The following is a 23,366-nucleotide window of genomic DNA, read 5'->3' as shown; positions in this document are numbered from 1 at the left end:
TCAGGGCATATTCCGCATGTCGTGGATCGACATGGGCATCATGTTGGAGTTCAAGTGGTACATGATCCAGATGGATCCGCTGAGCGTGATCACGACCAGCACCAGCGTGAATATTAACGCCAACATGTTCCAGCCGCTTTCGGACTTGGCATCCATGTGCAGGAAATAGATGATGTGCACCACGATCTGCACCGCCGCGAACGCCAGGATGATCAGCGCCGTGGTGCGCGAGCTTTCGAACACCCGGTCCATCACCAGCCAGAACGGGATCGCGGTCAGGATGGCCGCCAGGAGGAAGCCGGTGACGTAGCTTTTCAGGGTGCCATGGGCGGCGCCGTCGTCATCGTCGTGATGGCCGTGATCGTGGCCGTGGCCGGCGTGGTCGGCATGGGCGTTCATGGCAGCACTCCCATCAGGTAGACAAAGGTGAACACGCCGACCCAGATCAGGTCCAGGAAGTGCCAGAACATCGACAGGCACATCAGCCGGCGGCGGTTCTCGGGGATCAGGCCGTGCATGCGCACCTGCACCATCATCGTCACCAGCCAGACGATGCCGAACGTGACGTGCAGCCCGTGCGTGCCCACCAGGGTGAAGAACGACGACAGGAAGGCGCTGCGCTGCGGCCCGGCGCCGATGTGAATCAGGTGCGCGAACTCATACAGTTCCAGCGACAGGAAGCCCAGTCCCAGCAGGCCGGTGACCGCCAGCCAGCCCTGTGTGGCGCCGACCCGGTTGCGCCGCATCTCCAGCATGGCGAAGCCGTAGGTGATGGACGACAGCAGCAGCAGCGAGGTATTGACCGCCACCAGCGGCAGGTCGAACAGGTCGGCGCCGGACGGGCCGGCGGCGTAGTTGCGCCCCAGCACGCCGTAGGTGGCGAACAGGCAGGCGAAGATGAGGCAATCGCTCATCAGGTACACCCAGAAGCCCAGCAGCGTGCCGTTCTTCGGGTGGTGTTCGCCGGCCACGTGGAACACGGGCTCGGCGGGCGGCGCGGCGCCGCCGTGCAGGGGGGGAGCCAGGGTATCAGACATGTTTCGCCAACAGGTGGGTGCGGGCGTCCTCCGTGCGCACGACCTCGTCGGCCGGCACGTAGTACTCGCGCTTGTAGTTGAAGGTATGGACGATGGACACGACGATCAGCGCGGCGAACGACAGCACCGCCAGCGGCCACATGTGCCAGATCAGCGCGAAGCCCATCACCACGCTGATGGCCGCCAGCACGATGCCGGCCCAGGTATTCTTGGGCATGTGGATGGGAATGAAGCCGGCCTGCGGGCGCTGGTAGCCGTGCTGCTTCATCTGCCACCAGGCATCCTGGTCATGCACGCGCGGCGTGAAGGCGAAGTTGTAATTGGGCGGCGGCGAGGAGGTGGACCATTCCAGCGTGCGGCCGTCCCACGGGTCGCCGGTGAAGTCGCGCAGCGATTCGCGGCGGCGGTAGCTCACCACCAGCTGGATCAGGAAGCAGGCGATGCCGATGGCGATCAGGAAGGCGCCGAACGCGGCCACCTGGAACCAGATCTGCAGCGACATGTCCTGGAAATGGTTGACGCGGCGCGTCACGCCCATCAGGCCCAGCACGTACAGCGGCATGAAGGCGAAGTAGAAGCCCACCAGCCAGAACCAGAACGAGCACTTGCCCCAGAACGGATCGAGCTTGTAGCCGAAGGCCTTGGGGAACCAGTAGGTGATGCCGGCCATCAGCCCGAACAGCACGCCGCCGATGATGACGTTGTGGAAGTGGGCGATCAGGAACAGGCTGTTGTGCAGCGCGAAGTCGGCCGGCGGCACCGCCAGCAGCACGCCCGTCATGCCGCCGATCACGAAGGTGACCATGAAGCCCAGCGTCCACAGCATCGGCACTTCGAAGCGGATGCGGCCGCGGTACATGGTGAACAGCCAGTTGAAGATCTTGGCGCCGGTCGGGATCGAGATGATCATGGTGGTGATCCCGAAGAACGAGTTCACGCTGGCCCCGGACCCCATGGTGAAGAAGTGGTGCAGCCAAACCAGGTACGACAGCACCGTGATCACGACCGTGGCGTACACCATCGATGCGTAGCCGAACAGGCGCTTGCGGCAGAAGGTGGCGACCACCTCCGAGAAGATGCCGAAGGCCGGCAGGATCAAAATGTAGACCTCGGGGTGGCCCCAGATCCAGATCAGGTTCACGTACATCATGGCGTTGCCGCCAAAGTCGGCCGTAAAGAAGTTGGTGCCGACGTAGCGGTCCATCGACAGCAGCGCCAGCACCGCCGTCAGCACCGGGAACGCCGCCACGATCAGCACGTTGGTGCACAGCGCGGTCCAGGTGAAGATCGGCATGCGCATCAGCGACATGCCGGGCGCGCGCATCTTGACGATGGTGACCAGCAGGTTCACCCCGGACAGCAATGTGCCGACCCCCGCGATCTGCAAGGCCCATATGTAGTAGTCGACCCCCACGTCCGGACTCTGCGCGATGCCCGATAAAGGCGGATACGCCAGCCAGCCGGTGCGGGCGAACTCGCCGACGAACAGCGACATCATCACCAGCACCACGCCGCCGGTGGTCATCCAGAAGCTGAAGTTGTTCAGGAACGGAAAGGCCACGTCGCGCGCGCCGATCTGCAGCGGCACCACGTAGTTCATCAACCCCGTGACCAGCGGCATGGCCACGAAGAAGATCATGATGACGCCGTGCGCGGTGAAGATCTGGTCGTAGTGGTGCGGCGGCAGGTAGCCGGTGGAATCGCCGAAAGCCACAGCCTGCTGCAGCCGCATCATGATGGCGTCGGCGAAGCCGCGCAGCAGCATCACCAGGCCCAGGATCATGTACATGATGCCGATCTTCTTGTGGTCGATGCTGGTGAACCACTCGCGCCACAGGTAGCCCCACTTGCGGTAGTAGGTGATGCCGCCCAGCACCACGATGCCGCCGATCGCCACCATGGCGAAGGTGGCCAGCAGGATCGGCTCGTGGAAGGGGATGGCGTCCCAGGTCAGGCGACCGAAGATCAGCTTGGTGAGGTCTGGTTGATCAGTCATCTCGGTTTCCAGGGCTCGGTTTCCAGGGGGAAGACCTTGATTTCACGCGATGCGACGCTGCGCCGGCGCGGCCGTGTGGGCTACAGCGCCAACTCCGCCGCCGAGGTGCACATGGCGCCGACATACTTGCGCGGCGGCGTATCGGCCAGGCCCAGGCGCTCGCGCGTGGCCTCGTCCAGGCTGGCGATGTTGCGCGCGCCGGGAATGCCCATGCCGCCGCCGGCGTCGATCGCCATGGCGTCCTTCATGCACATGCGGTTCGGTTCCACGCAGCGGTTGACGATGGCGTCGAACAGGCCGGGCGCGACGCTGGCGTAGCGCTGCACCGGGTTGCGTTCGCTGGGCTGCTCCAGTTTCAGGTAGGTGTCGCGGCCAAGCGCGGCGCCGGAGGCGCGGGCGTCGGCGATCCACTTGTCGAAGCCCTGCTGGTCCAGGCCGTGGAAGCGGAAGCGCATGCCGGAAAAGCCCGCGCCGCTGTAGTTGGCCGACAGGCCCTCGTATTCGCCGGGGTGGTTGATGACCGCGTGCAGCGTCGTCTGCATGCCCGGCATGGCGTAGATCTGGCCGGCCAGCGCCGGGATGAAGAAGGAGTTCATCACCGTGGACGAGGTGATCTTGAACTGGATCGGGCGGTCGACCGGCGCGGCCATTTCATTGACCGCGGCCACGCCCTGTTCGGGGTAGAGAAACAGCCACTTCCAGTCCAGCGCCACCACTTCGACCACCAGCGGCTTGGTGCCGGCCGGCACCTCGCGGCCTTCGGACAGGCGCGCCAGCGGCCGGTAGGGATCGAGCTGGTGGGTGCTGACCCAGGTGAGCGCGCCGAGCGCGATGATGATCAGCAGCGGCGCCGCCCAGATCAGCAGCTCCAGCATGGTGGAGTGGTTCCAGTCGGGATCGTAGTGCGCGTCGCGGTTGCTGGCGCGATAGCGCCACGCGAACAGGAAAGTCAGGAAGATCACCGGCACGATGATCAGCAGCATCAGGCCGGTGGAGATGATGATCAGGTTGCGCTGCTGCAGCGCGATGTCACCGGACGGCGAGAGCAATACCGCATTGCATCCGGAGAGCAACGGCAGGGCGGCGAACAGCAACAATCCGCGGAGCCTTGGGAAAGACGGCATGGCCATACCCCGAAACGTAACCGTGGGAGTTAAACGCAACACTACGCTGGAAGCCGCGAAAAATCTAGGGTAAAAAGAGCAAAAGTATGCACGGAAAGGCGGGCGGGGCAGGGCCGGGCGAGATCGCGCCGCGGTCCACGGGGCCTTGGCGCATGTGTGTACGAGTGTGTTGCAAAAAGCGTAGACAAGGCGTTTTTCAAAACCTCCTTTCAGCGAGCACTCACATGGCGACCACCACGCAGTATCCCGGTCATGCCTCCCCCTTGCCCGGTCCGGGCGCGACAGGGGGCGCGGCCAGCCACGCCAAGGTGGCGCCGGGCGAAATCGCCGTGGGGGTCGTCATCGGACGCGCCTCCGAATACTTCGACTTCTTCGTCTTCGGCATCGCCTGCGTGCTGGTGTTTCCACGGGTGTTCTTCCCGTTCGAACCGCAGCTTGAGGGCACGCTGTGGGCATTCGTCATCTTCTCGTTCGCGTTCATCGCGCGTCCCATCGGCACGGCGGTGTCGATGGCGATCCAGCGGCGCTGGGGGCGCGGCACCAAGCTCACCATCGCGCTGTTCCTGCTGGGCACCGCCACGGTCGGCATGGCTTTTCTGCCGGGCTATAACGTCATCGGCTCGCATGCCATCGTGCTGCTGGCGGTGTTCCGTTGCCTGCAGGGGCTGGCCTTCGGCGGCTCCTGGGACGGACTGCCGTCCTTGCTGGCCCTGAACGCGCCGCCCCAGCGCCGCGGCTGGTACGCGATGCTGGGCCAGTTGGGCGCGCCCATCGGCTTCATGATCGCCAGCGCGCTGTTCCTGTTCCTGCACCTGACGCTGACCGAGGCCGACTTTCTCGACTGGGGCTGGCGCTATCCGTTCTTCGTCGCCTTCGCCATCAACGTGGTGGCGCTGTTCGCGCGGCTGCGGCTGGTGCTGACCGAGGAATACACGCAACTGCTCGAAGAAGGCGAACTGGAACCCATCAGCACCACGCAGATGGTGCGCGAGCAGGGTTACAACCTGTTCCTGGGCGCGTTCGCGGCGCTGGCCAGCTATGCGCTGTTCCACCTGGTGACGGTGTTCCCGCTGTCGTGGATCGCGGTCAGCGCCACGCAGCAGATCTCCGATGTGCTGATCGTGCAGATCATCGGCGCGGGCGTGGGCATCCTGGGCACCATCGCCTCGGGCTGGATCGCCGACCGCATCGGCCGGCGCACCACGCTGGGCCTGCTGGCCGCGCTGATCGGCGTGTTCGCGCTGTTCACGCCGTGGCTGCTGGGCGGCAGTCCCAAGGCGCAGGACGCGTTCATCCTGATCGGCTTCGCGCTGCTGGGGCTGTCGTACGGCCAGGCGTCGGGCACCGTCACGGCCAACTTCACCAAGCGCTTTCGCTATACCGGCGCCGCATTGACCACCGACATGGCCTGGCTGGTTGGCGCGGCCTTCGCGCCGCTGGTGGCGTTGGGGTTGTCGGCACGCTTCGGCCTGGTGGCGGTCAGCATCTACCTGCTGTCGGGCACCGCCTGCACGCTGCTGGCGCTGCGCATCAACAAGGCGCTGGAAACGCGTGACTGACGGGAAGAGGACGCCAATACGCGGTAGCGACACGGGGATTTCGTTCAATTGGGCGCGCGCCCTGGTGCTGGGCGCGTTGCTGGTCGCCATCGCCATGTATCGGCCGCTGGATCCGCAGGTCATTCCGGCCTGGTATCGCGCCGCGGGCGACGCGTTCTTCGTCATCGTATGCATGCTGGCCGCGGCGCTGGGCCGTGGCGCGGGCTTTCGCGATATCTGGTCGCGCGGCTTCGTCTCCGGTTTCCTGCTCTACAGCCCGGCCTGGCTGCAAGGCGGCACGCCGCCCGCGGCCGCGCCGTGGCTGCCGACCTTGCTGGTCGGACTGTTGCTCGCCTGGCCCTTGCTGTGGCTGTGCGAGGCGCTGTGGTGGCGGCGCGGGACGCGCGGCGCCTGATCCCGGAAAAGGCCGCCGCGCCCGAGGGCGCGGCAGGCGTGACGCGGACCCGCCGGTCCGGGCCGTCCGCCCGCGTCGCGCCAGTCAACGCCGGCGACCCTGCCATCTGGCCGCGTCCACTCAGCCGGCGTAGCCTTCCAGCACATTGGCGACGTTGGTGCCGACCTCGGCCACCGCGTAGCCGCCTTCCATGGTGAACACCGTGGGCAGGCCCAGCCGGGCCAGCCGCGCGCCCACCCGCAGATAGTCGGCGCTGCGCAGCTTGAATTTCGAGATCGGATCGCCTTCGTAGGTGTCCACGCCCAGCGCGATCACCAGCGCGTCCGGCTGGAAGCGGCCGATGGCGGCCAGGCCCTGTTCCAGCGCCTCGGTCCAGCCGGCGAAGTCGGTGCCCGCCGCCAGCGGCAGGTTCAGGTTGGCGCCCAGGCCGGCGCCCTGGCCGGGTTCGTCCGCATAACCCAGGAAGAAGGGATATTCGGTGGTCGGGTCGCCATGCACCGACACGGTCAGCACGTCGCCGCGCTCGTAGAAGATGCTCTGCGTGCCGTTGCCGTGGTGGTAGTCGATGTCCAGCACCGCGACGCGCTCGGCGCCGGCCTCGCGCAGCGCCTGCGCCGCCAGGGCGGCGTTGTTCAGGAAGCAGTAGCCGCCGAAGAAGTCGGCGCCGGCGTGATGGCCGGGCGGGCGCGTCAGCGCCATGGCGGCGCGCGGACCGTGACCGCCCGCGACCGCGCGCGCGGCGTCGATGGCGCAGGCCGCGCCGGCGGCGGCGGCTTCCCAGGTGCCCGACGTCAGCGGGCTGCCGCTGTCGAACGAGAACAGGCCGACGCGCGCGGCGAAATTGCTGGGCGCGATGTCGTGGCGGAAGCCGCGCACCGGCCATACCGACGGCAGGATGTCGAGCTCGGCGTTGGCCGGGTCCAGCGCGATCCAGTCGGCCCAGGCGCGTTGCAGGAAGTCGACGTAGCGCGGGCTGTGCACGCGGCGGATCAGGTCCAGGTCGGGCGCGGCCGGCGCCCGCAGCGTGCCGATGCCGCGCTCGCGCAGGGCGTCCAGCACGTATTCGAGCCGGGCCGGGGTCTCGTGACAGGGCACCAGCCTGCCGCGGAACATTTCCTGGCGGCCATCGTGTTTGCCGTGGACGGGATTGTGGAAGATAAGCACGGTAGCGTCTGTGGAAAGAGAGGAAGGGAAACTATAGCGGCCGCAGTGCGTACCAGGCGATGGCCGGCAGCTCGCGCAGGATCGAATACAGGTCGCGCGCCTCGGCGTAGCGGGGGGAGGCGCCGCCGACCTGTTGCACGCCGTGGCGCCTGAGCGCCAGCATGGTGCGCGGCACGTGGAAGTACTGCGTGATGGCCATGGCGCTGGCGTAGCCATGTTCGCGCATATAGGCGCTGGCGTGGGTGGCGGTGGCCCAGGTGTCGTTGCCGAGACTGTCGGCCACCACCCGGCCGGCCGGCACGCCGCGCGCGATCAGGTAGTCGCGCATCACCGCCGCTTCATCGTGGCCGGCCGGATCGACGCCGCCGCTGACGAACAGCACGCGGCAGCGCGCGGCGGCGTAGCAATCGTAGGCGCGATCGAGCCGGGCGGCCAGGCGCGGCGACGGGCGGCCATCGGGCGCCACGGTGTTGCCCAGCACCACCGCGACGTCGGCCTCGGGACCGTCCGCCAGCAAGCCGGCGGCGATCAGGGCGCAGGCGGCCAGCAGGACGGCCGCGCACAGGCCCGCGCCGATGGCGCGGGCGCGGCGGCGCCAATGGGAGGCGGGGGCGGTCATGCCTGCGGGCGGCGGCGGCGCGGGGCCGGGATCATTGCCGTTTGGGGAAGGGCAGGTCGACCTCGATGGCGTTCGAGTAGACCGGCCCGGTCGCGGCGGCTGGGTCGGTCAGCACCACCACCAGGCGGTAGCGGCCCGGCGCCAGGTCGGGGAAGAACGGCACGTATTGGCCGTTGCTGGCGCTGACGCGGTAGCCGAAGTCGCCACGGTCATCCTGGCGCCACAGCACCGGGTCGTCGGCCCATTGGGCGACATGGGGCGCCGTCGCGGGCGGGGCGGGCCGCGCCGCGCTGTCGCCGTACGCGGGCCGGGGCGGCGCGGCGGCGTCCTTTTCGGCGGGCGCGGCCAGCGTCACCGCGGGACGCTGGTACAGGGGTTGCAGCGTGCGGCGGTCCTGTGAGTCGATGAACAGCAGCCAGACGCGCGGCGATTGCAGGCGCACCGAACCGGGGCCGAGATTGCTCACGTGCAGCGTGAAGCGCCCGGCGGCTTCGTACAGCGTGGTGCCGAGGTGGCCGAACACCGACAGCGCCAGGCCGCTGGCGGGCGGGCGTTGCGGCGGGGCATAGCGGTGCTTGTCGATCAGCAGGTCGGCGTAGCGGACCCACTTGGCCGGCGCATCCGCGTCCGCGCCGGCGAGGCGGACCTGCAGCCAGTGCGGCCGCAGCGCGACGATGTCGAGCCGGTCGCCGGCCTTGGCGGCCCGCGCCGACAGCGCCTGCACGTCGGGCGCGTCGTACAGGTCGAGCCGGTCGAAGGGCACCGTGCCGTCGCCGTCCAGCGGCCAGCCGTCGCCGTCGATCGCGATGTCCGCCACCGTGCCGTCTTCATGGAAGCCGTAGGTCAGGTCGAAGGCCGTGTCCTCCAGGTCGAACAGGGCCTGGGTGGTCCACCGCAGCGGCCGCGCCGTGCCGTCGGCGCGCAGCGCGTAGTCTTCGGTGCCGTTGCGATCGGCGCCATAGCGGCAGCCCGTCGTGAACGCCGCCCGCCTGGCGTCGAATACCGGATTGACGAAGCGGTGGCACGGGCTGGCGTCGGGCGCCGGGTGGACGATTTCCTGGAACCGGCGCTCCTGGGGACGGTACAGGAACAGCCGGGCATGGACCTGGCCCGCGCCGCCGCTTTGCCCGATGACCAGGTCGCGATAGCCGTCGTGGTCGATGTCGGGCGTCTCGAACACGTCGACCGTCTCGTCGTCCAGGCGGGCAAGCGCTTGCGGGGCGCCCTTGCCGACGCGCGCGCTGACGCGTTGCTCCGCGGCACCGTCGATGTTCACCACCGCCCGCAGGCCCGGCTTGATGTCGTAGGCATGGTCACGGGCCAGCGCGCCGGCGCTGAAGCCGGCCAGCACCGCCGCGAGCAGGAACATTTTCAAGGAAGCGCCTCCCGGATTTCTTCTCGGCGCATTATGCCCGAGCGGCGGCGCCGCGCGCGGGCCGGGCAGAGGGTCGCGGCGGCCGGAAGTTCCTGGGTAGAATCATCGGATAGCTTGCGATGCGCGTGCCATGAACCTTCCGTTCCCCATCCGACAAGAATGCCCGCCGGGCGCCTGTATGTGCGACCGCGAACGGCTGCTGGCCGATCCGGCGGCGGACGTGCGCATCCTGCGGCTCACCAAGGAAGAGGAAAAGCGCCTGGTGGCGCGGCTGGAGAACATCGCCAGCCTGGAAGACCTGCGTGCCATGCAGGGCCGCATGCAGGCGCAGTTGGGCATCGTGGTGCGCATCGTTCCCAGCGACAACGAGGTGCGCACCTCGCGCGGCATCGCCATCCAGCTCGACGACCAGCCCGGCCTGTGCCGCAAGACGCGCACCTCGATTCCCGCCGCCATCCGCCGCGGCTTCGACAACCGGCCCGAGATCGTCTATGCGCTGCTGAACGAGCGCGACCTGCTGCACGGCACTTAAGGGGCTGTGCCCTCGCCACGCCCGCGCAACGTCCACCCCATGACGCCATGGCGCCACGCGGATGCCCGCGCCCTTGCCGGCGGCCGCCGCCGGGCGGGGGGGCTATCGCGGCGGGCGCCGTTCAGTGTCCGCGCGGCACCGGGCAGGGCTTGAGCGGGGTGACCATGGCCGGCGCGCGGCCCGCTTCCGGCCGGGTGTCCAGCTTCTTGCCGCTGCGCGCGGGGTAGGCCAGCAGCACGGCGCTGCCGGGAGCCAGAATGGGTGCGTTGGGGCCGCCATAGGCCACCGTCCAACCGCGCACCGCCAGCGGCGCGAGCGTGTATTGCAGCGCCGAGCCAGGCGAGACGTGCGCGACCTTGCCGGCGAACAACTCCTCTTGCCGGGTCTCGGCGCCATTGACGGATTGGTAGGTGGCGATGCTGACGAGCGCCGCCGATTCGCCATGGCGGGCCAGGATCGCCGTTTCGTAGCGGCCGGGCGGGATGGCGCCGAGGCCGACCGTGATGTTGTCGCGCGCCTGGCCGCCCGCATCCAGCCGCACGCCGGTGACCTCGGCGCGCGCCAGCGGCGCCGAGCCGGTGTTGCGGACCCGCACGCTGTACTGCCCGGACGTGCCGGTCAGCGTGCACACCTCGACGCCATAGGGCGGTGTGCTTGCTTGCGCGGACGCCGCCGCCAGGACGGCGGCGGGCAGGATGGCGGCGCGGAATAGTCGGGACGGCACGGTACGCTCCTGTCAGGAGGCAGCGCGCCGGGACGCCGCGTTGCCTGCCTTATTACACCACTTGGCGGCCGGGGCCGTCGCCCTGCGGGCGCTTGCCGGCCAGCCAGTGCAGGATCAGCGCCAGGATCAGCAGGGCGGCCATGATGAAGCCCCAGAACAGCCAGCCCAGCACCGCGATCCAGGTGCCCAGGCTGCCGGCCGCGGGCAGGACCTGGTTCAGCAGGTCCACCAGCCACACCAGCCCCGACTGCAGCGACTGGATCAGGCTGGCGTCGACCCAGGGGGCCGCCCACGCGGGCGCCTGCCACTGCGCCGAGCCGATCGCGGCGGCGCCCGGCACCTGGGTGGAGGCGATGGTCGCCAGCACCCAGTCCGCCAGCTGCAGCGTCAGCGCCACCAGGCCCGTCCATAACGCGGCCAGGACGGCGAAAGCGATCCAGATGATTTTCTTCATTGTTGCGGTACTCCGGTGATTCAGGAAAGAAACGCCACGATAGAGCGGAAACGGATTCTGAAAAACCAGCGTCTTTGTGACAATCATTAAGAAAAAACCGAAGTCTTGGCATGCGCCAGTATCTGCTGCACCAGCGGGTGGTGCTGCCCGCGCCGGTTGCGGATGCCGTGGATTTCCTCGTGCACGCTGTCGCAGCGCGCCAGCGGCCGCAGGCCGCGCAGCAGGCCGACGTCGTCGCCGCCCAGGCGGCTGAGTGGGAACACGCCCAGGCCGCGCGCGGCGAACACCGACATCAGCGCGCTGTCCTCGAACTCGCCGACCACGTTGGGCCGCAGGTCCTGTTCATTGAACCACCGGTCCAGCGTCTGGCGCAGCACCGAATGGCCGGTCGGCAGCAACACCGGCAGGCGCTCCAGGCAGCGGGGGAAGTCCTGCGTGTCGGCCTTGCGCACCAGCCGCGCCGGGCCGTACCAATCGACCGGCGAGGACACCAGCCGATCGCTGGTCAGGCGCAGGTTGGGGTTGGCGGGCGCGCCCTGGCCGGCCAGCACCAGGTCCAGGTGGTGGCGCGCCAGTTCGCCCAGCAGTTCCTCGACCTCGCCCTCGTGGCAGGTCAGGCGCAGGTCCGGGGTGTCCAGCACCGGCCCCAGCAGCGCGTGCGCGGCCAGCTTGGAGATGCCGTCCGACAGGCCCACCGACAGGCGGATCACCGGCTTGGTGGCGGCGGCGCGGACTTCCTGCGGCAGTTCCTGGCCGATCTGGAAGATCTCCTCGGCGCGGGCGAAGGCGGCCTGGCCGGCGTCGGTCAGGGCCACCCCGCGCCCGGCCGGACGCAGCAACTGGTGGCCCAGGTTCTTCTCCAGTTCGCGCACCTGGGCGCTGATGGTCTGGATGGCCATGTCGAGGCGCTCGGCGGCGCGCGAGAAGCCGCCTTCCTTGGCGACCATCCAGAAGTAATACAGGTGGCGGTAATTGAGCATGGCGATGTTCACTTCGGTTTTTTCGAACCATAACTCACTTTCAGGCTGATTTCTCCATCGGCCCGGGATCCGGATCATGAGGGCCTTCACACACAAGCGGGAACATCATGGAAGCCTTGCTCTCATTTCTACAAGCCGACTTCGCCGGCACGCCGGCCTGGAGCTGGCTGCTGTTCATCGGCATCGTCATCTCCCTGCTGGTCTTCGACCTGGGCGTGCTGCACAAGGAAGACCGCGAGATCGGCGTGCGCGAAAGCCTGTTGCTGTCGGCGGGTTACATTTCGGCCGCGTTGCTGTTCGGCGGCTGGGTCTGGTGGCAGATGGGCCCGGCCAGCGGCATGGCCTACTACACGGGCTTCCTGATCGAGAAATCGCTGTCGCTGGACAATGTGTTCGTGATCGCGCTGATCTTCAGTTTCTTCGCCATCCCGCGCCAGTTCCAGCACCGCGTGCTGTTCTGGGGCATCCTGGGAGTGATCGTGCTGCGCGCCATCATGATCGGCCTGGGCGCCGCGCTGGTCAGCAACTTCGGCTGGTTGATGTATCTGTTCGGCGCGTTCCTGGTGTTCACCGGCATCAAGATGTGGATGATCGCCGACCAGGAGCCGGACATCGCCACCAACCCGATCCTGAAGTTCCTCAAGCGCCGCATGCGCGTGACCGATGGCCTGCGCGGCAACGCCTTCTGGGTGCGCGAGCCGGATGCGGCCACCGGCAAGACGGTGCGCTGGGCCACGCCGCTGTTCCTGGCCCTGGTGCTGATCGAGTTCGTGGATCTGTTGTTCGCGGTGGACTCGGTGCCGGCGATCTTCGCCATCACCACCGACCCGTTCATCGTGTACACCAGCAACATCTTCGCGATCCTGGGCCTGCGCGCGCTGTACTTCGCGCTGGCGGCGATGATCCATCGCTTCCACTACCTGAAGTACGCGCTGTCGCTGGTACTGGTGTTCATCGGCACGAAGATCTTCCTGGTCGGCTTCATCGGCAAGATTCCCGCCGTGGTGTCGCTGTCGGTGACCTTCGGCCTGATCGGCGGCGGCGTGCTGTTCTCCCTGTGGAAGACGCGCTCGGGGGCGTCGCAACCTGAGCTGAAGACCGAGTAAGCGCGTACGGCGCGTGTGAGGGGCCCGCCCATGGCGGGCCCTTTTTCATCGCCGAGCCGCCTCAAGATGAAAAAAGCCCCCTCGGGGGGCAGCAAGCCGAAGGCGCGGCGTGGGGGCCCTTTTTCATCGCCGAGCCGCCTCAAGATGAAAAAAGCCCCCTCGGGGGCAGCAAGCCGAAGGCGCGGCGTGGGGGCCCTTTTCATCGCCGAGCCGCCTCAAGATGAAAAAGCCCCCTCGGGGGGCGGGAAGCCGAAGGCGCGGCGTGGGTCGTCTTGCTCACACGTCGGCGGCGGGGGCCGGATCAAGCGTGCGCATGAAGCCGATGATGGCCGCGGCGGCGGCCTCGGGCGCGGCCTGCAACAGGCAGTGCGGCGCGTCGATGTCGACCAGGAGGGTCTGCGGCGCCAATTGCCTGACCAGCGCGGCGGCGGCGGGAGGCACCACGCGGTCGTGGCGCGCCTGCAGGTACAGCAGCGGCAGGCGCACGCCGGCACATGCCGCGCGTTGGTCGGCGGCCATCACGGCCTGGAGGCGGGCCCGCATGACGGCGGGCGCCACCTGCGCGACGGCCCGGTCCAGCGCGGCGCGCAGCGCCGGCGTGCCATGGGCGCCCAGCAACAGGTGATGCAGGACCGCGCGCGGCAGCAGTGTGACCGGCAGCCAGTTGGCCAGCGGCCGCGCCAGGCCCAGCCGGGGATGCGGCGCGCGCACGAACGAGGCGCACAGGATCAGGCCGCGCAGGTTTGGCGGCGGCGCGGCGGCGATGGCGGCGCCCAGCGGTCCCGAGAAGGATTCGGCCAGCAGCACGAAGGGCGCCTGCGCGGGCAGGGCCTGGCGCACGCGCTGTTCGAGCGCGGGGTAACCGAGCGGCTCGCGGGCGGGATAGCGCAGCACCATGGGCGGCGGCGCGGGGGGCAGCGCGGACAGCAGCGGATCAAACAGATCGCCGGTGCCGTCCATGCCGGGCAACAGGACCAGTTGCGGAGGCATTCATCAAGTTCCGGATGGGGAATGGTCGCATTCTGACAGGGTGTCGGCATATCCAGTAAATATGAATGTGTAGCCCTATATATATTTGTCATATGGAATGACGCGGCGTAGAGTGCGGAACGTACCCAGACCCACGCAAGGAGCCGCCATGACCTGGTCCGCCAAACAGTATTCCGCCTTTGAAAACGAACGCACCCGCCCGGTGCGCGACCTGGTTGCCGCTCTGCCGAACGAACAGGTCGGCCACGCGGTGGATCTGGGCTGCGGCCCCGGCAACTCCACCGAGGTGCTGGCCGCCCGCTACCCGCAGGCCGACGTGACCGGCATGGACAGCTCCGACGACATGGTGCAGGCGGCGCGCAAGCGCCTGCCGTCGATCGCGTTCGAACTGGCCGACATCGAAACCTGGAATCCGCCGCGCCAGTACGACGTGATCCTGGCCAACGCCGCGCTGCAGTGGGTGCCGGACCACGCGACCCTCTATCCGCGCCTGGTGGGCAAGCTGGCGCCGGGCGGCAGCCTGGCGGTGCAGACGCCCGACAACCTGGAAGAGCCGGCCCACAAGCTGGCGCGCCAGGTCGCCGCCGACGGCCCCTGGGCCGCGAGGATCGGCGGCGTCAAGCACCCGCCGCGCCACAGCGCCGCCTGGTACTACGAGCTGCTCAAGCCGCATTGCGGCCGCCTGGACGTGTGGCGCACGACCTACATGCACCCGCTGGCCGGCGCGCAGGCGGTGGTGGAATGGTTCAAGGGCACGGCGCTGCGGCCCTATCTGAACAAGCTGGACGCTGATGAACAGGCGGCGTTCCTGGCGCGCTATCGGGACGAGATTGCGCGCGCCTATCCCGCGTTGGCCGATGGCACCGTGCTGTTGCCGTTCCCGCGGCTGTTCCTGGTGGCAGGTCCCAAGGACTGAAGCGGCGCGCCCGGTCCGCCGCGCCGCCGCGTGGCGCCGCGTCTTTCCAGGGCAACCGTGGCCCTAGGCCTTGTCGGCGAAGTAGCGCGCCGGCGTCTGCCCCAGCGTCTTGCGGAACATGGTGATGAAGGCGCTGACCGACTCGTAACCCAGGTCTTCGGCGGTGCGCTGCACCGACACGCCGGACGACAACCGCTGCAGCGCCATGACGATATGCATCTGCTGGCGCCAGCGGCCGAAGCTCATGCCGACCTCCTGGCGCACCAGGCGCGCCAGCGTGCGTTCGCTCATGGCCAGGCGCCGGCCCCATTCGGCCGCGGTGCTGCGGTCGGCGGGATTGGCCCGCAGCGACGCGGCAATCTCGCGCAGGCGCGGATGGTCGGACAGCGGCAGGTGCAACTGCTCGGTCGGCATCCGCGTCAACTGCTCGATCAGCACGGCGGCCAGACGGCGGTTGGCGGGCAGGGCGGTGTCGGCCGGCGCCAGGTCGGCCAGGTGCGCCACCATTTCCCGCACCAGCGGCGTGATCGCCAGCGTGCAGCATTGCGTCGGCAAGCCGGGCGTGTCCGCCGGCACGAACAGGAAGCAGACCCGGCCGTTGTCGGTGACGCGGTTGCTGTGCGGCACGCCGCCGGGGATCCACACGCCGCAGCGCGGAGGCACCATCCACAGGCCCTGCGGCACGAAGCTGGTCACCCCGCCTTGCAGCGACAGCACCAACTGGCCCATGCGGTGGCGATGGGTGGGCGATTCGTGTTCGTTGCGGGCCGCCTCCACGCGCATGGCGTAGGTCCATTGCGTGGGCGTATCGGGATCGAAATAGGGGCTGTGGGCGTGCGGCGGATACATGGCGCGGCGCTGCCTTGGCTGAATTTAGGGATATCTTGTCATTATCTCGAAATTCAGCAGCGACGGCTTTGCCTAAGCTGACGGCATGATTCCTTCCGCTTCCTCCCCCGCTTCTCAACGCCCCGTTCTGCTGGTCGTGGGCATCCTCTTCATCGCCATGGCGCTGCGCGCGCCGGTCACGGGCATGCCGCCGCTGGTCGGCCTGATCCGTGAACAGCTCGGCCTGTCGAATACCGCCGCCGGCATGCTGATTACGTTGCCGCTGCTGGCGTTCGCCATCGTTTCGCTGGTGTCGGCCGGCATGGCGCGTCGCCATGGCCTGGAGCGCACGCTGTTCGCCGCGCTGCTGCTGATCGGCGGCGGCATCGTGCTGCGCAGCCAGGGCCAGGCCTGGGCGCTGTATGCCGGCACGGCGGTCATCGGCTCGGGCATCGCCGTCGGCAACGTGCTGCTGCCCAGTCTGCTCAAGCGCGATTTCCCGCAGCGCGTGGCGGGCCTGACCTCGGCTTATGTGTTGACCATGAGCATCGCGGCCGGCGCGGCGTCGGCCCTGGCGGTGCCGCTGGCCAGCCTGGCGGGCGGCAGTTGGCGCGTTTCGGCGTTGTGCCTGCTGGTGATTCCCGTGGCCGGGGTGCTGCTGTGGCTGCCGCAACTGGCCAACCATACGCCGCCGGCCGCGTCGACCGCGCACGCGCCGCATGGCGGCCGGCTGTGGCATTCCGCGCTGGCCTGGCAGGTGACGCTTTACCTGGGCATTAATTCCTTCGTGTTCTACGTGGGCGTGAGCTGGCTGCCGGCGATCCTGCGCGATGCGGGCTACTCGGCCGAGCGCGCCGGCTCCTTGCACGGATTGCTGCAGTTGATGTCGGCCGGGCCGGCGCTGTTCCTGGCGCCGGTGGTGCGGCGCATGAAGGACCAGCGCGCGGCCGCGTTCTGCTCGGCGCTGTCCTCGCTGGTGGCGTTCGTCGGCTTGATCGTGGCGCCGGGCTGGGCCACGCTGTGGATTGTGCTGCTCGGCCTGGGCACGGGCGGCGGCATCATCCTGGGCCTGATGTTCGTGGGCCTGCGCGCCAGCCATGCGCAGCAGGCGGCGGCGCTGTCGGGCATGGCGCAGTGCGTCGGCTACCTGTTTGCGGCCAGCGGACCGGCGCTGGTTGGCGCCCTGCACGACCGGCTGGGGGGCTGGTCCGCGGCGCTCGGGCTGTGCGCCGCATTGTGCCTGGCGATGGCGGGCTGCGGACTGCTGGCGGGCCGCGCGATCCAGATCGGCGCGTTCCGCGCGCATCCGGCCCAGGCGCCGCGACGCACGGCGCAGTGACGCCGGCGCACGCCGCAAGCGGCGCTTTCTAGCCGCCGGCCTGGGCGCGCCACAGGCGCACCAGGATGTCGGGCGCCTGCGCTTCCGGCACGTCGAAGGTGAGGCTGGCCGTATCGCCGCTGGCCGGATCGCGGAATGCCAGTTCCACATGGAAGTAGCGCTGGTCGCCACCCTGGGCGGCGCAATCCGGCGAGGCCAGCGGCGCGGTGCGCCGCAATGCCTCGCCGACTTCCTGCCGCAAGTCGGGCGGGCAGGAGGTCAGGTCGATGCTGCGGGTGCGCGCCAGCCCGGGCAGGTAGGCCAGGCCGCCTTCGCGCGTCAGGCTGACGCGCAGCGCGAGTTCGAGCGGCGGCAGGTCGATCATGGCTGGACGCCCACCGCCGCCCAGGCGCCGGCGACGGCCTTGTGCGCGGCCTCGCCGTGCGCGCCGCGGGCCACGTCCAGCGTCAGGCGCGCGAACGCGGCAAAGTCGGCATCGTGGCGCAGCCGCTTGTCGCGCAGCGTGTCGTACCAGATGCGGCCGGCCACTTCCCAGGCCGGCCCCTTCAGGGCGGTCGCGGCCAGATAGAAGGCGCGGTTCGGAATGCCGGAGTTGATGTGCACGCCGCCGTTGTCGTGCGGCGTATCGACGTAGCCGCTCATGTGCGCCGGCTGCGGATCCTTGCCCAGCACCGGGTCGTCGTAGGCGCTGCCGGGCTCGGCCATCGAACGCAGGGCGCGGGCCTGCACTTTCGGCAGGAACAGGCCCTGGCCCACCAGCCAGTCGGCTTCGCGCGCGTCCTGGCCCAGGGCGTATTGCTTGACCAGCGCGCCGAACACGTCGCAGAGCGATTCGTTGAGCGCGCCCGACTGGCCCTGGTAGGCCAGCGCCGCTTCGCTGTCGATGACGCCGTGCGTCAGTTCATGGCCGATGATGTCGACCGCCACGGTGAAGCGGTTGAACACTTCGCCATCGCCGTCGCCGAACACCATCTGCGAGCCATTCCAGAAGGCGTTGTCGTAGTCTTCGCCGTAATGCACGCTGCCCACCAGCGGCAGGCCCGCGCCATCGATCGAGTCGCGCTGGTAGACATCGTGGAACAGCTTGTAGGTGGCGCCCAGGTGATCGTAGGCTTCATCCACCGCCGCGTCGCCGCTGGCCTTCGCGCCTTCGGCGCGCACCAGCTTGCCGGGCAGGGCGGTGGTGTTGGCCGCGTCGTGCACCGCGCGTTGCGGCGTGCCGACGGCAGCCGGCGCGCGCGGCGCCGCCACCTGCGCCCGCGACGGCCGCGCCGCCATTTCACGCAATCCGCGCTGCTGCTGGTCGATGATGAGTGTCTTGACGGCCGGCATGCTGACACGCGCATCGGCGTGCTGCGCCAGACGGTCCAGGACATAGGGCGGAATCACGCCGATCAGGGGCGTGGACGCGGAGGGGCGCGGCATTGTCGATCTCCCTGTGAAGACATGGCGGACACGGCGCGCGGGCCGGGCCCGGGGCAGGCTTTACGGTAGCAGATAGGCCATGCGCGGGCGTAACAGTGTGCGGCCTGATGCTAGGAACGATAAACGGGCGCGCCGCGGCTCGACGGCCATGGCGCGATCCGCTATCTTTCAGCGCGTCCCGCCTCCTTCCGCTTACGCTTCGAGACATCGCATGTCCGCCGACTACCGCATACGCCATCTCGCGCTGACCGAGACCCACATCCTGCTGACGCTGGCCGACGGCCGCACGTTGCGCGAGCCGATCCGGCGGCATATCCGGCTGGAAAAGGCCAGCCCGGCCGAGCGCGAACAGTGGCAACTGGTGGACGACGACCATGGCGTGGTGTGGCCCGCGCTGCTGGCGCCTTCGGCCGCGGGCATGCTGAACGTGCGCGACCTGTTGTGGGACGCGCATTACGAGGGCGCGCTGGCGGCGCTGCGGGCGGTGGAGTGGAAGCTGGAAAGCCTGCCTCAGCGTGAGCAGGAGCTGGTTGCGCTGTGGCGCATGGAAGCCGACATCAACAACGGCGGTTTCATGCAGTTCCTGTGCAACTGGGGCGATCCGACCTGCCAGTTGGCGCTGCTGGCGCTGGGCAAGATCGGCGCGGCGCGCACGCGCGCCATCCTGGCGGACATGCGCGGCCTGGTCGATCGTTTCGAGGCCGCGCCCGAAGTGATCGAACTGAACGATATCTACGGCGCCATGACCGAGGCCGAGCAGGCGCGCCTGCATGCGCTGGACGAAGCCTACTTCGACTATCCGGACGACCTGGCGCGGCTGGGCCTGGCCTACTACGATTAGCCCGCCCGGCGGACTTCAGTCGAACACGCCCAGGGGACTTCAGTCGAACACGCCCGCCAGCACGTCGGCGACGATGCCGGTGGCGATGGCGATCAGGATGAGGTCATTGCCGGCCACGCGCCATTCGTAGCCGGGATGCACCGGCAGCCGGGCCAACATCGGGCCGGGCACCATCTTCTTGGCGATGCCCGGGGGCAGCGGTTTGCCGCGCGCCAGGTTCTTGCGGATGCCGGGCGGCAGGGAACCATAGCCGGTGGCGCCGGCCTGCACCGCGTAGCCGCGCGCGGTCGAGATGCTGATGCCCGCGGTGCTCAGGGTGACGCTGACGTTGGTGTCGGCATCCTTGCCGTTGCCCTTGTTCTTGCCGCCGCTGTTGCCATTGCCCTTGTTGTTGCCGTTGCCATTGCCATTGCCGTTGTCAGCGTGATCGGGCTTGCCGCGGTTTTCCGGCGGCGCCGACCAGGCGGGGGCGAGGAGGGTGGTACAGGCCAAGGCGGTCACGAAGATGGCGATCGAGCGGCGCATGATGGGAACCCGGAGTGGAGGCCCATGCAGCGTACCGTAATGCTGGAACGCGCACCATCTCCATTGGCAAGCGGTTTTTCCTATTGCAACAACCGTAACCTTTCACGCCGCTGACTCGGGCTAGAATCGCTCGCTTCTATTCCGGGGGGGAATGCCAGATGCGATATTTCCTGATCTTGGTGGGGGCGGCCGTGGTCGCCTATTTACTTGCGCGCGGCATCGCCGCCGTGCTCTCGGATCGTAAACGCAACAAATCAGAAAGGGACTGAAAGTGAAGCCGACCGACCTCCAGATCGTCAAGTCCGTCAAACCGCGCAGCCTCAAGGTGGCCATCATCACGGGCGTGCTGTTCGTGCTGATCCTGTGCCTGGCGTTCGGTTCGTGGTTCCAGGTGGACCAGGGCGAACGCGGCGTGGTGCTGCGCAACGGCAAGCTGGTGCGCGTGTCCGAGCCGGGCCTGGATTTCAAGACGCCCTTCATCGACAACGTGATGACGGTGTCGGTGCGCGACCACACTTTCGTGTTCGAGAAGCTCGAAGCCTACAGCTATGACCAGCAACCGGCCACGCTGCGCGTGTCGGTCACCTACCGCGTGCCGCCCGAGCACGTGGCCGAGCTGTATTCCGAGTACGGCACCATCAGCAACCTGCAGATGCGCGTGCTCGAACGCAAGACGCCCGACGCGGTCAAGAACGTGTTCGGCCAGTACACCGCGGTGCGCGCCATCCAGGAACGCCAGAAGCTGGGCCTGGACGTGAACAACGCCGTGCTCAAGACCATGGAAGGCGCGCCGGTGCAGGTGGTGGGCGTGCAGATCGAGGAAGTCGGTTTCTCGCAGGCCTACGAGCACTCGATCGAACAGCGCATGCTGGCGCAGGTGCAGATCGAGACCACCCGCCAGCAGAAGGAAACGGCGATGATCAACGCCGAAATCCAGGTGGTCAAGGCCAAGGCCGAAGCCGACGCGCGCCGCCAGCAGTTCACCGCCGAGGCCGACGGCATCCGCATGCGCGGCGAAGCCGAGGCCGCGTCGATCCGCGCCAAGGCCGAGGCGCTGGCCGCCAACACCAACCTGGTCAGCCTGAATGCGGTCGAGAAATGGGACGGCGTGCTGCCGTCGACCCAGGTGCCGGGCGCGGCGCTGCCGTTCATCGGCATCAAATAGCCGTGGCGTTGTCGCGTTGCGCGGGGGCCGGCTGCCGGCTCCGCGCGAACGCCATCATGGCGTCGCCGGACAGCGCCTTGCTGTAGACCCATCCCTGCACGATGATCTCGGCGCTCGATTCCAGCGCCGCCAGTTGCGCCGGCGTTTCCACCCCCTCCACGATGATCCGCAGGTCCAGCGCCTCGCAAAAGCGCAGCAGGCCGCTCATGACCTGCGCCCCGCGCTCGCTGGCCTGCGCCAGCACGAAGCTGCGGTCGATCTTGACCGCGTCGATCTCGAACTGGTGCAGGTAGCTCAACGCCGAATAGCCGGTGCCGAAGTCGTCGATGTAGACCTTGCAGCCGATCGCGTGCAGCCGGTCGAAGGCGGTGTGCAGGGCCTGGGCGTCTTCCACCAGCGCGTCCTCGGTCAATTCCACCGACACCTGGCCGCGGGCCTGCTCCAGCACCTTGACGAGCTTGTCCAGGTACGACTCCGAGGTCAGCGTGCCGCTGGTCACGTTGACGGTCAGCGGCAGGGTGAATCCGGCCTTGCGCCACGCATGGCATTGCAGCACGGCCTGCTTGGCCACCCACAGATCCACTTCGCGCATCAGGTCGGCCTGCGCCAGCCAGCGCAGGAATTCCAGCGGCGCCTGTTGCGTGCCTTCCGGGCCGGTGGCGCGCAGCAGCGCTTCGCAGCCGGTGCAGCGGCCGCTGCGCAGCGACACCTGCGGCTGGTATTCGAGATAGAAGTCGTATTCGCTGATGGCGCGGATGCGCGAAATCTCGGCGCTGCGGCGCGCGCGGTTGGCATAGGTGGACACCACCGGGTCGTGCGCGAACAGCAGCGATTCTTCCTGCAATCGCGGGAAGGTGGTGTCGAGCGACTTGAAGTAGACGGTGGCGTCCGCCTTGCGCTGGCGCTCCAGCGCCACCACGAACGGCGCGTAGATGCAGGTGCCGAGCGCGATCAGGAACACCTGCAGCACCACGCCGCCGACGTGGCCGCCGGCGCCGAGATAGGCGTTGAGCAGCACCGGCGAGGTCAGCGGCAGGGTGACGCTGGCCGGCGCCATCCAGCCGGCCTGCACCGCGGCCAGCGCGATCAGCACATTGCAGACCGGCGCCAGGATGAACGGCAGCAGCAGGCGCGGATTGAGGATCAGCGGCAGGCCGAACAGCAGGATCTCGTTGACGTTCAGCAGCGACACCGGAATGCTGGCCAGGGCCAGCAGGCGCAGCGACTCGCTGCGCGAGAACAACAGGATGGCGGCCACCAGCGATAGCGTCGCGCCGGCCCCGCCGATGAAGACGAAGGCGCCCAGCAGCGTGCCGTTCAGGGCATACATGCCCTCGTAGCCGGCGGCGGCGCTGGCCGCGTTCAGCGCCGTGGCCTGGTCCAGTACGTCGATGACCGGTGACATCGCGTGGTAGCCATGAATGCCGAAGAACCAGAAGATGGAGTTCAACGCCGCCGTCACCGGCCCGGTGGTAAAGGGGCTTTCGAGCGAGGCCAGGTCCAGCGGGATGTCGAACTGCGCCACGCCCGGAATCCGCAGCAGGGTGCTGACCGCCAGCGCCACCACGCCCGCGGTCAGCACCCCCGGTATCACCATGTTGAGGGTGCCGCGCACGTTCTCGCCGATCAGGCCGTCCGGCGCCAGCCGGGTCCAGTGGCGCCGGTGCAGCCAGGCCAGCAGGGGCACGCTGCCCAGCGGCAGCAGGATGGCGATGCACAGGATAAGGGTGGCGGCGGCGTGCGGGTAGGGCGCCAGCAGTCCTTCGGCGATCACGACATACGACAGGCACAGGAATGCCGCCGGCAGGTTGGGCACGCGATAGCGGATCGACATCATGTAGCCGACCGAGGTGCTGACCAGGATCGGCATGACGGCGTTGAGCCGGGTATGCACGCCGGCCAGGAGCTCGGCCACCGGCGCCGGCATCCCCAACTGGCGGGCCAGCACCGACAGCACCAGGAACAGCGCGGCCACCAGCAGGCATGGCATCGTCCAGAGCAGGCCTTCGCGGATGGCCCGTAGCGCGTTGGCGCTGGCCAGTGCCGCCAGCCGATCTTTCGGATAGCGCATGAAGCGGGATGTCGGCATACCGGTCTGCCCTAAAAAGCCCGTTACCGAGAGGGGGATGCCGGGGCGCGGCCGTGTCGCCCGCCCCGGTTTGTAAGAATCCTTTGCTGCATCCTAGCGCCTGAGTTCCCGATTTAGCAATCGCGTTTCGGAAAAATCCTGGGGTTTCCCCTCTGTCAAGAATTGAAAAGCGGGCGCATCGTGC

At 68.4% G+C, this 23,366-nt stretch carries 24 protein-coding genes; 8 read left to right on the top strand and 16 right to left on the bottom strand.

Translation table 11 applies throughout. The annotated features are described in order from the left end of the window. The 4 genes from cyoD to cyoA all read right to left on the bottom strand — a co-directional run bounded on the left by cyoD (position 1) and on the right by cyoA (position 4,157). Positions 1-399 (bottom strand): cytochrome o ubiquinol oxidase subunit IV, encoded by a 399-nt coding sequence (cyoD, locus tag AruCF_RS20980; protein WP_049075870.1) that lies wholly within the window; start codon positions 397-399, stop codon positions 1-3. Further along, positions 396-1,037 carry a cytochrome o ubiquinol oxidase subunit III gene (gene cyoC / locus AruCF_RS20975; RefSeq protein WP_049075869.1) on the bottom strand — a complete coding sequence of 214 codons (642 nt, stop codon included), beginning with the start codon at positions 1,035-1,037 and terminating at the stop codon, positions 396-398. The genes cyoD and cyoC overlap by 4 nt, the downstream gene beginning before the upstream one ends. Further along, positions 1,030-3,033 carry a cytochrome o ubiquinol oxidase subunit I gene (cyoB, locus tag AruCF_RS20970; RefSeq protein ID WP_049075867.1) on the bottom strand — a complete coding sequence of 668 codons (2,004 nt, stop codon included), beginning with the start codon at positions 3,031-3,033 and terminating at the stop codon, positions 1,030-1,032. The genes cyoC and cyoB overlap by 8 nt, the downstream gene beginning before the upstream one ends. Before the next feature lie 80 nt (positions 3,034-3,113). Then, positions 3,114-4,157, bottom strand: a complete 1,044-nt coding sequence (gene cyoA / locus AruCF_RS20965; protein WP_049078063.1) for a ubiquinol oxidase subunit II — start codon at positions 4,155-4,157, stop codon at positions 3,114-3,116. Positions 4,158-4,381: 224 nt separating this feature from the next. Here cyoA and AruCF_RS20960 point away from each other — a divergent pair, with 224 nt between their 5' ends. Both AruCF_RS20960 and AruCF_RS20955 read left to right on the top strand, forming a co-directional pair. Further along, entirely contained in the window at positions 4,382-5,716 is a 1,335-nt protein-coding gene (locus tag AruCF_RS20960; RefSeq protein ID WP_049075865.1) for an MFS transporter, read from the top strand. After that, positions 5,709-6,110 carry a hypothetical protein gene (locus AruCF_RS20955; RefSeq protein ID WP_144419162.1) on the top strand — a complete coding sequence of 134 codons (402 nt, stop codon included), beginning with the start codon at positions 5,709-5,711 and terminating at the stop codon, positions 6,108-6,110. The genes AruCF_RS20960 and AruCF_RS20955 overlap by 8 nt, the downstream gene beginning before the upstream one ends. Before the next feature lie 120 nt (positions 6,111-6,230). On the opposite strand, the gene AruCF_RS20950 is transcribed toward AruCF_RS20955, so the two are convergent. The 3 genes from AruCF_RS20950 to AruCF_RS20940 are packed head-to-tail and all read right to left on the bottom strand — an operon-like array spanning position 6,231 to position 9,262. After that, on the bottom strand, positions 6,231-7,274 hold the full coding sequence (locus AruCF_RS20950) for a histone deacetylase family protein (RefSeq protein WP_049075860.1): 1,044 nt from the start codon (positions 7,272-7,274) through the stop codon (positions 6,231-6,233). Between the two features lie 31 nt (positions 7,275-7,305). Continuing rightward, positions 7,306-7,893 carry a SanA/YdcF family protein gene (locus AruCF_RS20945; RefSeq protein WP_049075858.1) on the bottom strand — a complete coding sequence of 196 codons (588 nt, stop codon included), beginning with the start codon at positions 7,891-7,893 and terminating at the stop codon, positions 7,306-7,308. A 31-nt stretch (positions 7,894-7,924) separates the two neighbouring features. After that, on the bottom strand, positions 7,925-9,262 hold the full coding sequence (locus tag AruCF_RS20940; RefSeq protein ID WP_049075857.1) for a hypothetical protein: 1,338 nt from the start codon (positions 9,260-9,262) through the stop codon (positions 7,925-7,927). A 136-nt stretch (positions 9,263-9,398) separates the two neighbouring features. Here AruCF_RS20940 and AruCF_RS20935 point away from each other — a divergent pair, with 136 nt between their 5' ends. Beyond that, a complete protein-coding gene (locus AruCF_RS20935; protein WP_049075855.1) occupies positions 9,399-9,800 on the top strand; it encodes a hypothetical protein in 402 nt (133 codons plus the stop codon). Positions 9,801-9,921: 121 nt separating this feature from the next. On the opposite strand, the gene AruCF_RS20930 is transcribed toward AruCF_RS20935, so the two are convergent. From AruCF_RS20930 to AruCF_RS20920, 3 genes are all read right to left on the bottom strand, one after another. Next, positions 9,922-10,524, bottom strand: coding sequence for a hypothetical protein (locus AruCF_RS20930; protein ID WP_049075853.1), 603 nt, complete (start codon positions 10,522-10,524; stop codon positions 9,922-9,924). Positions 10,525-10,576: 52 nt separating this feature from the next. Further along, positions 10,577-10,978 (bottom strand): hypothetical protein, encoded by a 402-nt coding sequence (locus AruCF_RS20925; protein ID WP_049075851.1) that lies wholly within the window; start codon positions 10,976-10,978, stop codon positions 10,577-10,579. Positions 10,979-11,064: 86 nt separating this feature from the next. Further along, a complete protein-coding gene (locus tag AruCF_RS20920; RefSeq protein ID WP_049078061.1) occupies positions 11,065-11,958 on the bottom strand; it encodes a LysR family transcriptional regulator in 894 nt (297 codons plus the stop codon). 107 nt (positions 11,959-12,065) lie between these two features. Here AruCF_RS20920 and AruCF_RS20915 point away from each other — a divergent pair, with 107 nt between their 5' ends. Continuing rightward, on the top strand, positions 12,066-13,064 hold the full coding sequence (locus tag AruCF_RS20915) for a TerC family protein (protein ID WP_006387384.1): 999 nt from the start codon (positions 12,066-12,068) through the stop codon (positions 13,062-13,064). Between the two features lie 276 nt (positions 13,065-13,340). Here the strand turns inward: AruCF_RS20915 and AruCF_RS20910 are convergent, their stop codons facing one another. Continuing rightward, positions 13,341-14,054 (bottom strand): serine aminopeptidase domain-containing protein, encoded by a 714-nt coding sequence (locus tag AruCF_RS20910; RefSeq protein WP_049075849.1) that lies wholly within the window; start codon positions 14,052-14,054, stop codon positions 13,341-13,343. A 148-nt stretch (positions 14,055-14,202) separates the two neighbouring features. Between AruCF_RS20910 and tam the strand changes: the two genes are divergently transcribed. Continuing rightward, on the top strand, positions 14,203-14,970 hold the full coding sequence (gene tam / locus AruCF_RS20905) for a trans-aconitate 2-methyltransferase (protein WP_049075848.1): 768 nt from the start codon (positions 14,203-14,205) through the stop codon (positions 14,968-14,970). Between the two features lie 63 nt (positions 14,971-15,033). Here tam and AruCF_RS20900 read toward each other — a convergent pair whose 3' ends face one another. Further along, on the bottom strand, positions 15,034-15,819 hold the full coding sequence (locus tag AruCF_RS20900; protein ID WP_054415299.1) for an AraC family transcriptional regulator: 786 nt from the start codon (positions 15,817-15,819) through the stop codon (positions 15,034-15,036). Between the two features lie 85 nt (positions 15,820-15,904). Here AruCF_RS20900 and AruCF_RS20895 point away from each other — a divergent pair, with 85 nt between their 5' ends. After that, on the top strand, positions 15,905-17,137 hold the full coding sequence (locus tag AruCF_RS20895; RefSeq protein ID WP_049075844.1) for an MFS transporter: 1,233 nt from the start codon (positions 15,905-15,907) through the stop codon (positions 17,135-17,137). Between the two features lie 28 nt (positions 17,138-17,165). Here AruCF_RS20895 and AruCF_RS20890 read toward each other — a convergent pair whose 3' ends face one another. Further along, entirely contained in the window at positions 17,166-17,501 is a 336-nt protein-coding gene (locus tag AruCF_RS20890; RefSeq protein WP_049075843.1) for a protealysin inhibitor emfourin, read from the bottom strand. Next, a complete protein-coding gene (locus AruCF_RS20885; RefSeq protein WP_049075841.1) occupies positions 17,498-18,562 on the bottom strand; it encodes a M4 family metallopeptidase in 1,065 nt (354 codons plus the stop codon). The genes AruCF_RS20890 and AruCF_RS20885 overlap by 4 nt, the downstream gene beginning before the upstream one ends. A gap of 211 nt (positions 18,563-18,773) precedes the next feature. Here AruCF_RS20885 and AruCF_RS20880 point away from each other — a divergent pair, with 211 nt between their 5' ends. Further along, entirely contained in the window at positions 18,774-19,403 is a 630-nt protein-coding gene (locus AruCF_RS20880) for a DMP19 family protein (RefSeq protein ID WP_049075839.1), read from the top strand. A gap of 39 nt (positions 19,404-19,442) precedes the next feature. Here the strand turns inward: AruCF_RS20880 and AruCF_RS20875 are convergent, their stop codons facing one another. After that, a complete protein-coding gene (locus AruCF_RS20875) occupies positions 19,443-19,928 on the bottom strand; it encodes an anti-virulence regulator CigR family protein (protein WP_049075837.1) in 486 nt (161 codons plus the stop codon). Between the two features lie 271 nt (positions 19,929-20,199). Between AruCF_RS20875 and AruCF_RS20870 the strand changes: the two genes are divergently transcribed. After that, entirely contained in the window at positions 20,200-21,093 is an 894-nt protein-coding gene (locus tag AruCF_RS20870) for a prohibitin family protein (RefSeq protein WP_049075835.1), read from the top strand. On the opposite strand, the gene AruCF_RS20865 is transcribed toward AruCF_RS20870, so the two are convergent. Beyond that, a complete protein-coding gene (locus tag AruCF_RS20865) occupies positions 21,086-23,182 on the bottom strand; it encodes an EAL domain-containing protein (protein ID WP_049075833.1) in 2,097 nt (698 codons plus the stop codon). The genes AruCF_RS20870 and AruCF_RS20865 overlap by 8 nt on opposite strands. Positions 23,183-23,366 lie beyond the last annotated feature (184 nt).

The organism is Achromobacter ruhlandii, assembly GCF_002082135.1.
Taxonomy (GTDB): domain Bacteria; phylum Pseudomonadota; class Gammaproteobacteria; order Burkholderiales; family Burkholderiaceae_B; genus Achromobacter; species Achromobacter ruhlandii.
Note: the sequence above shows the minus strand (reverse complement) of the source record. Positions and strands in the feature narration are given on the sequence as shown.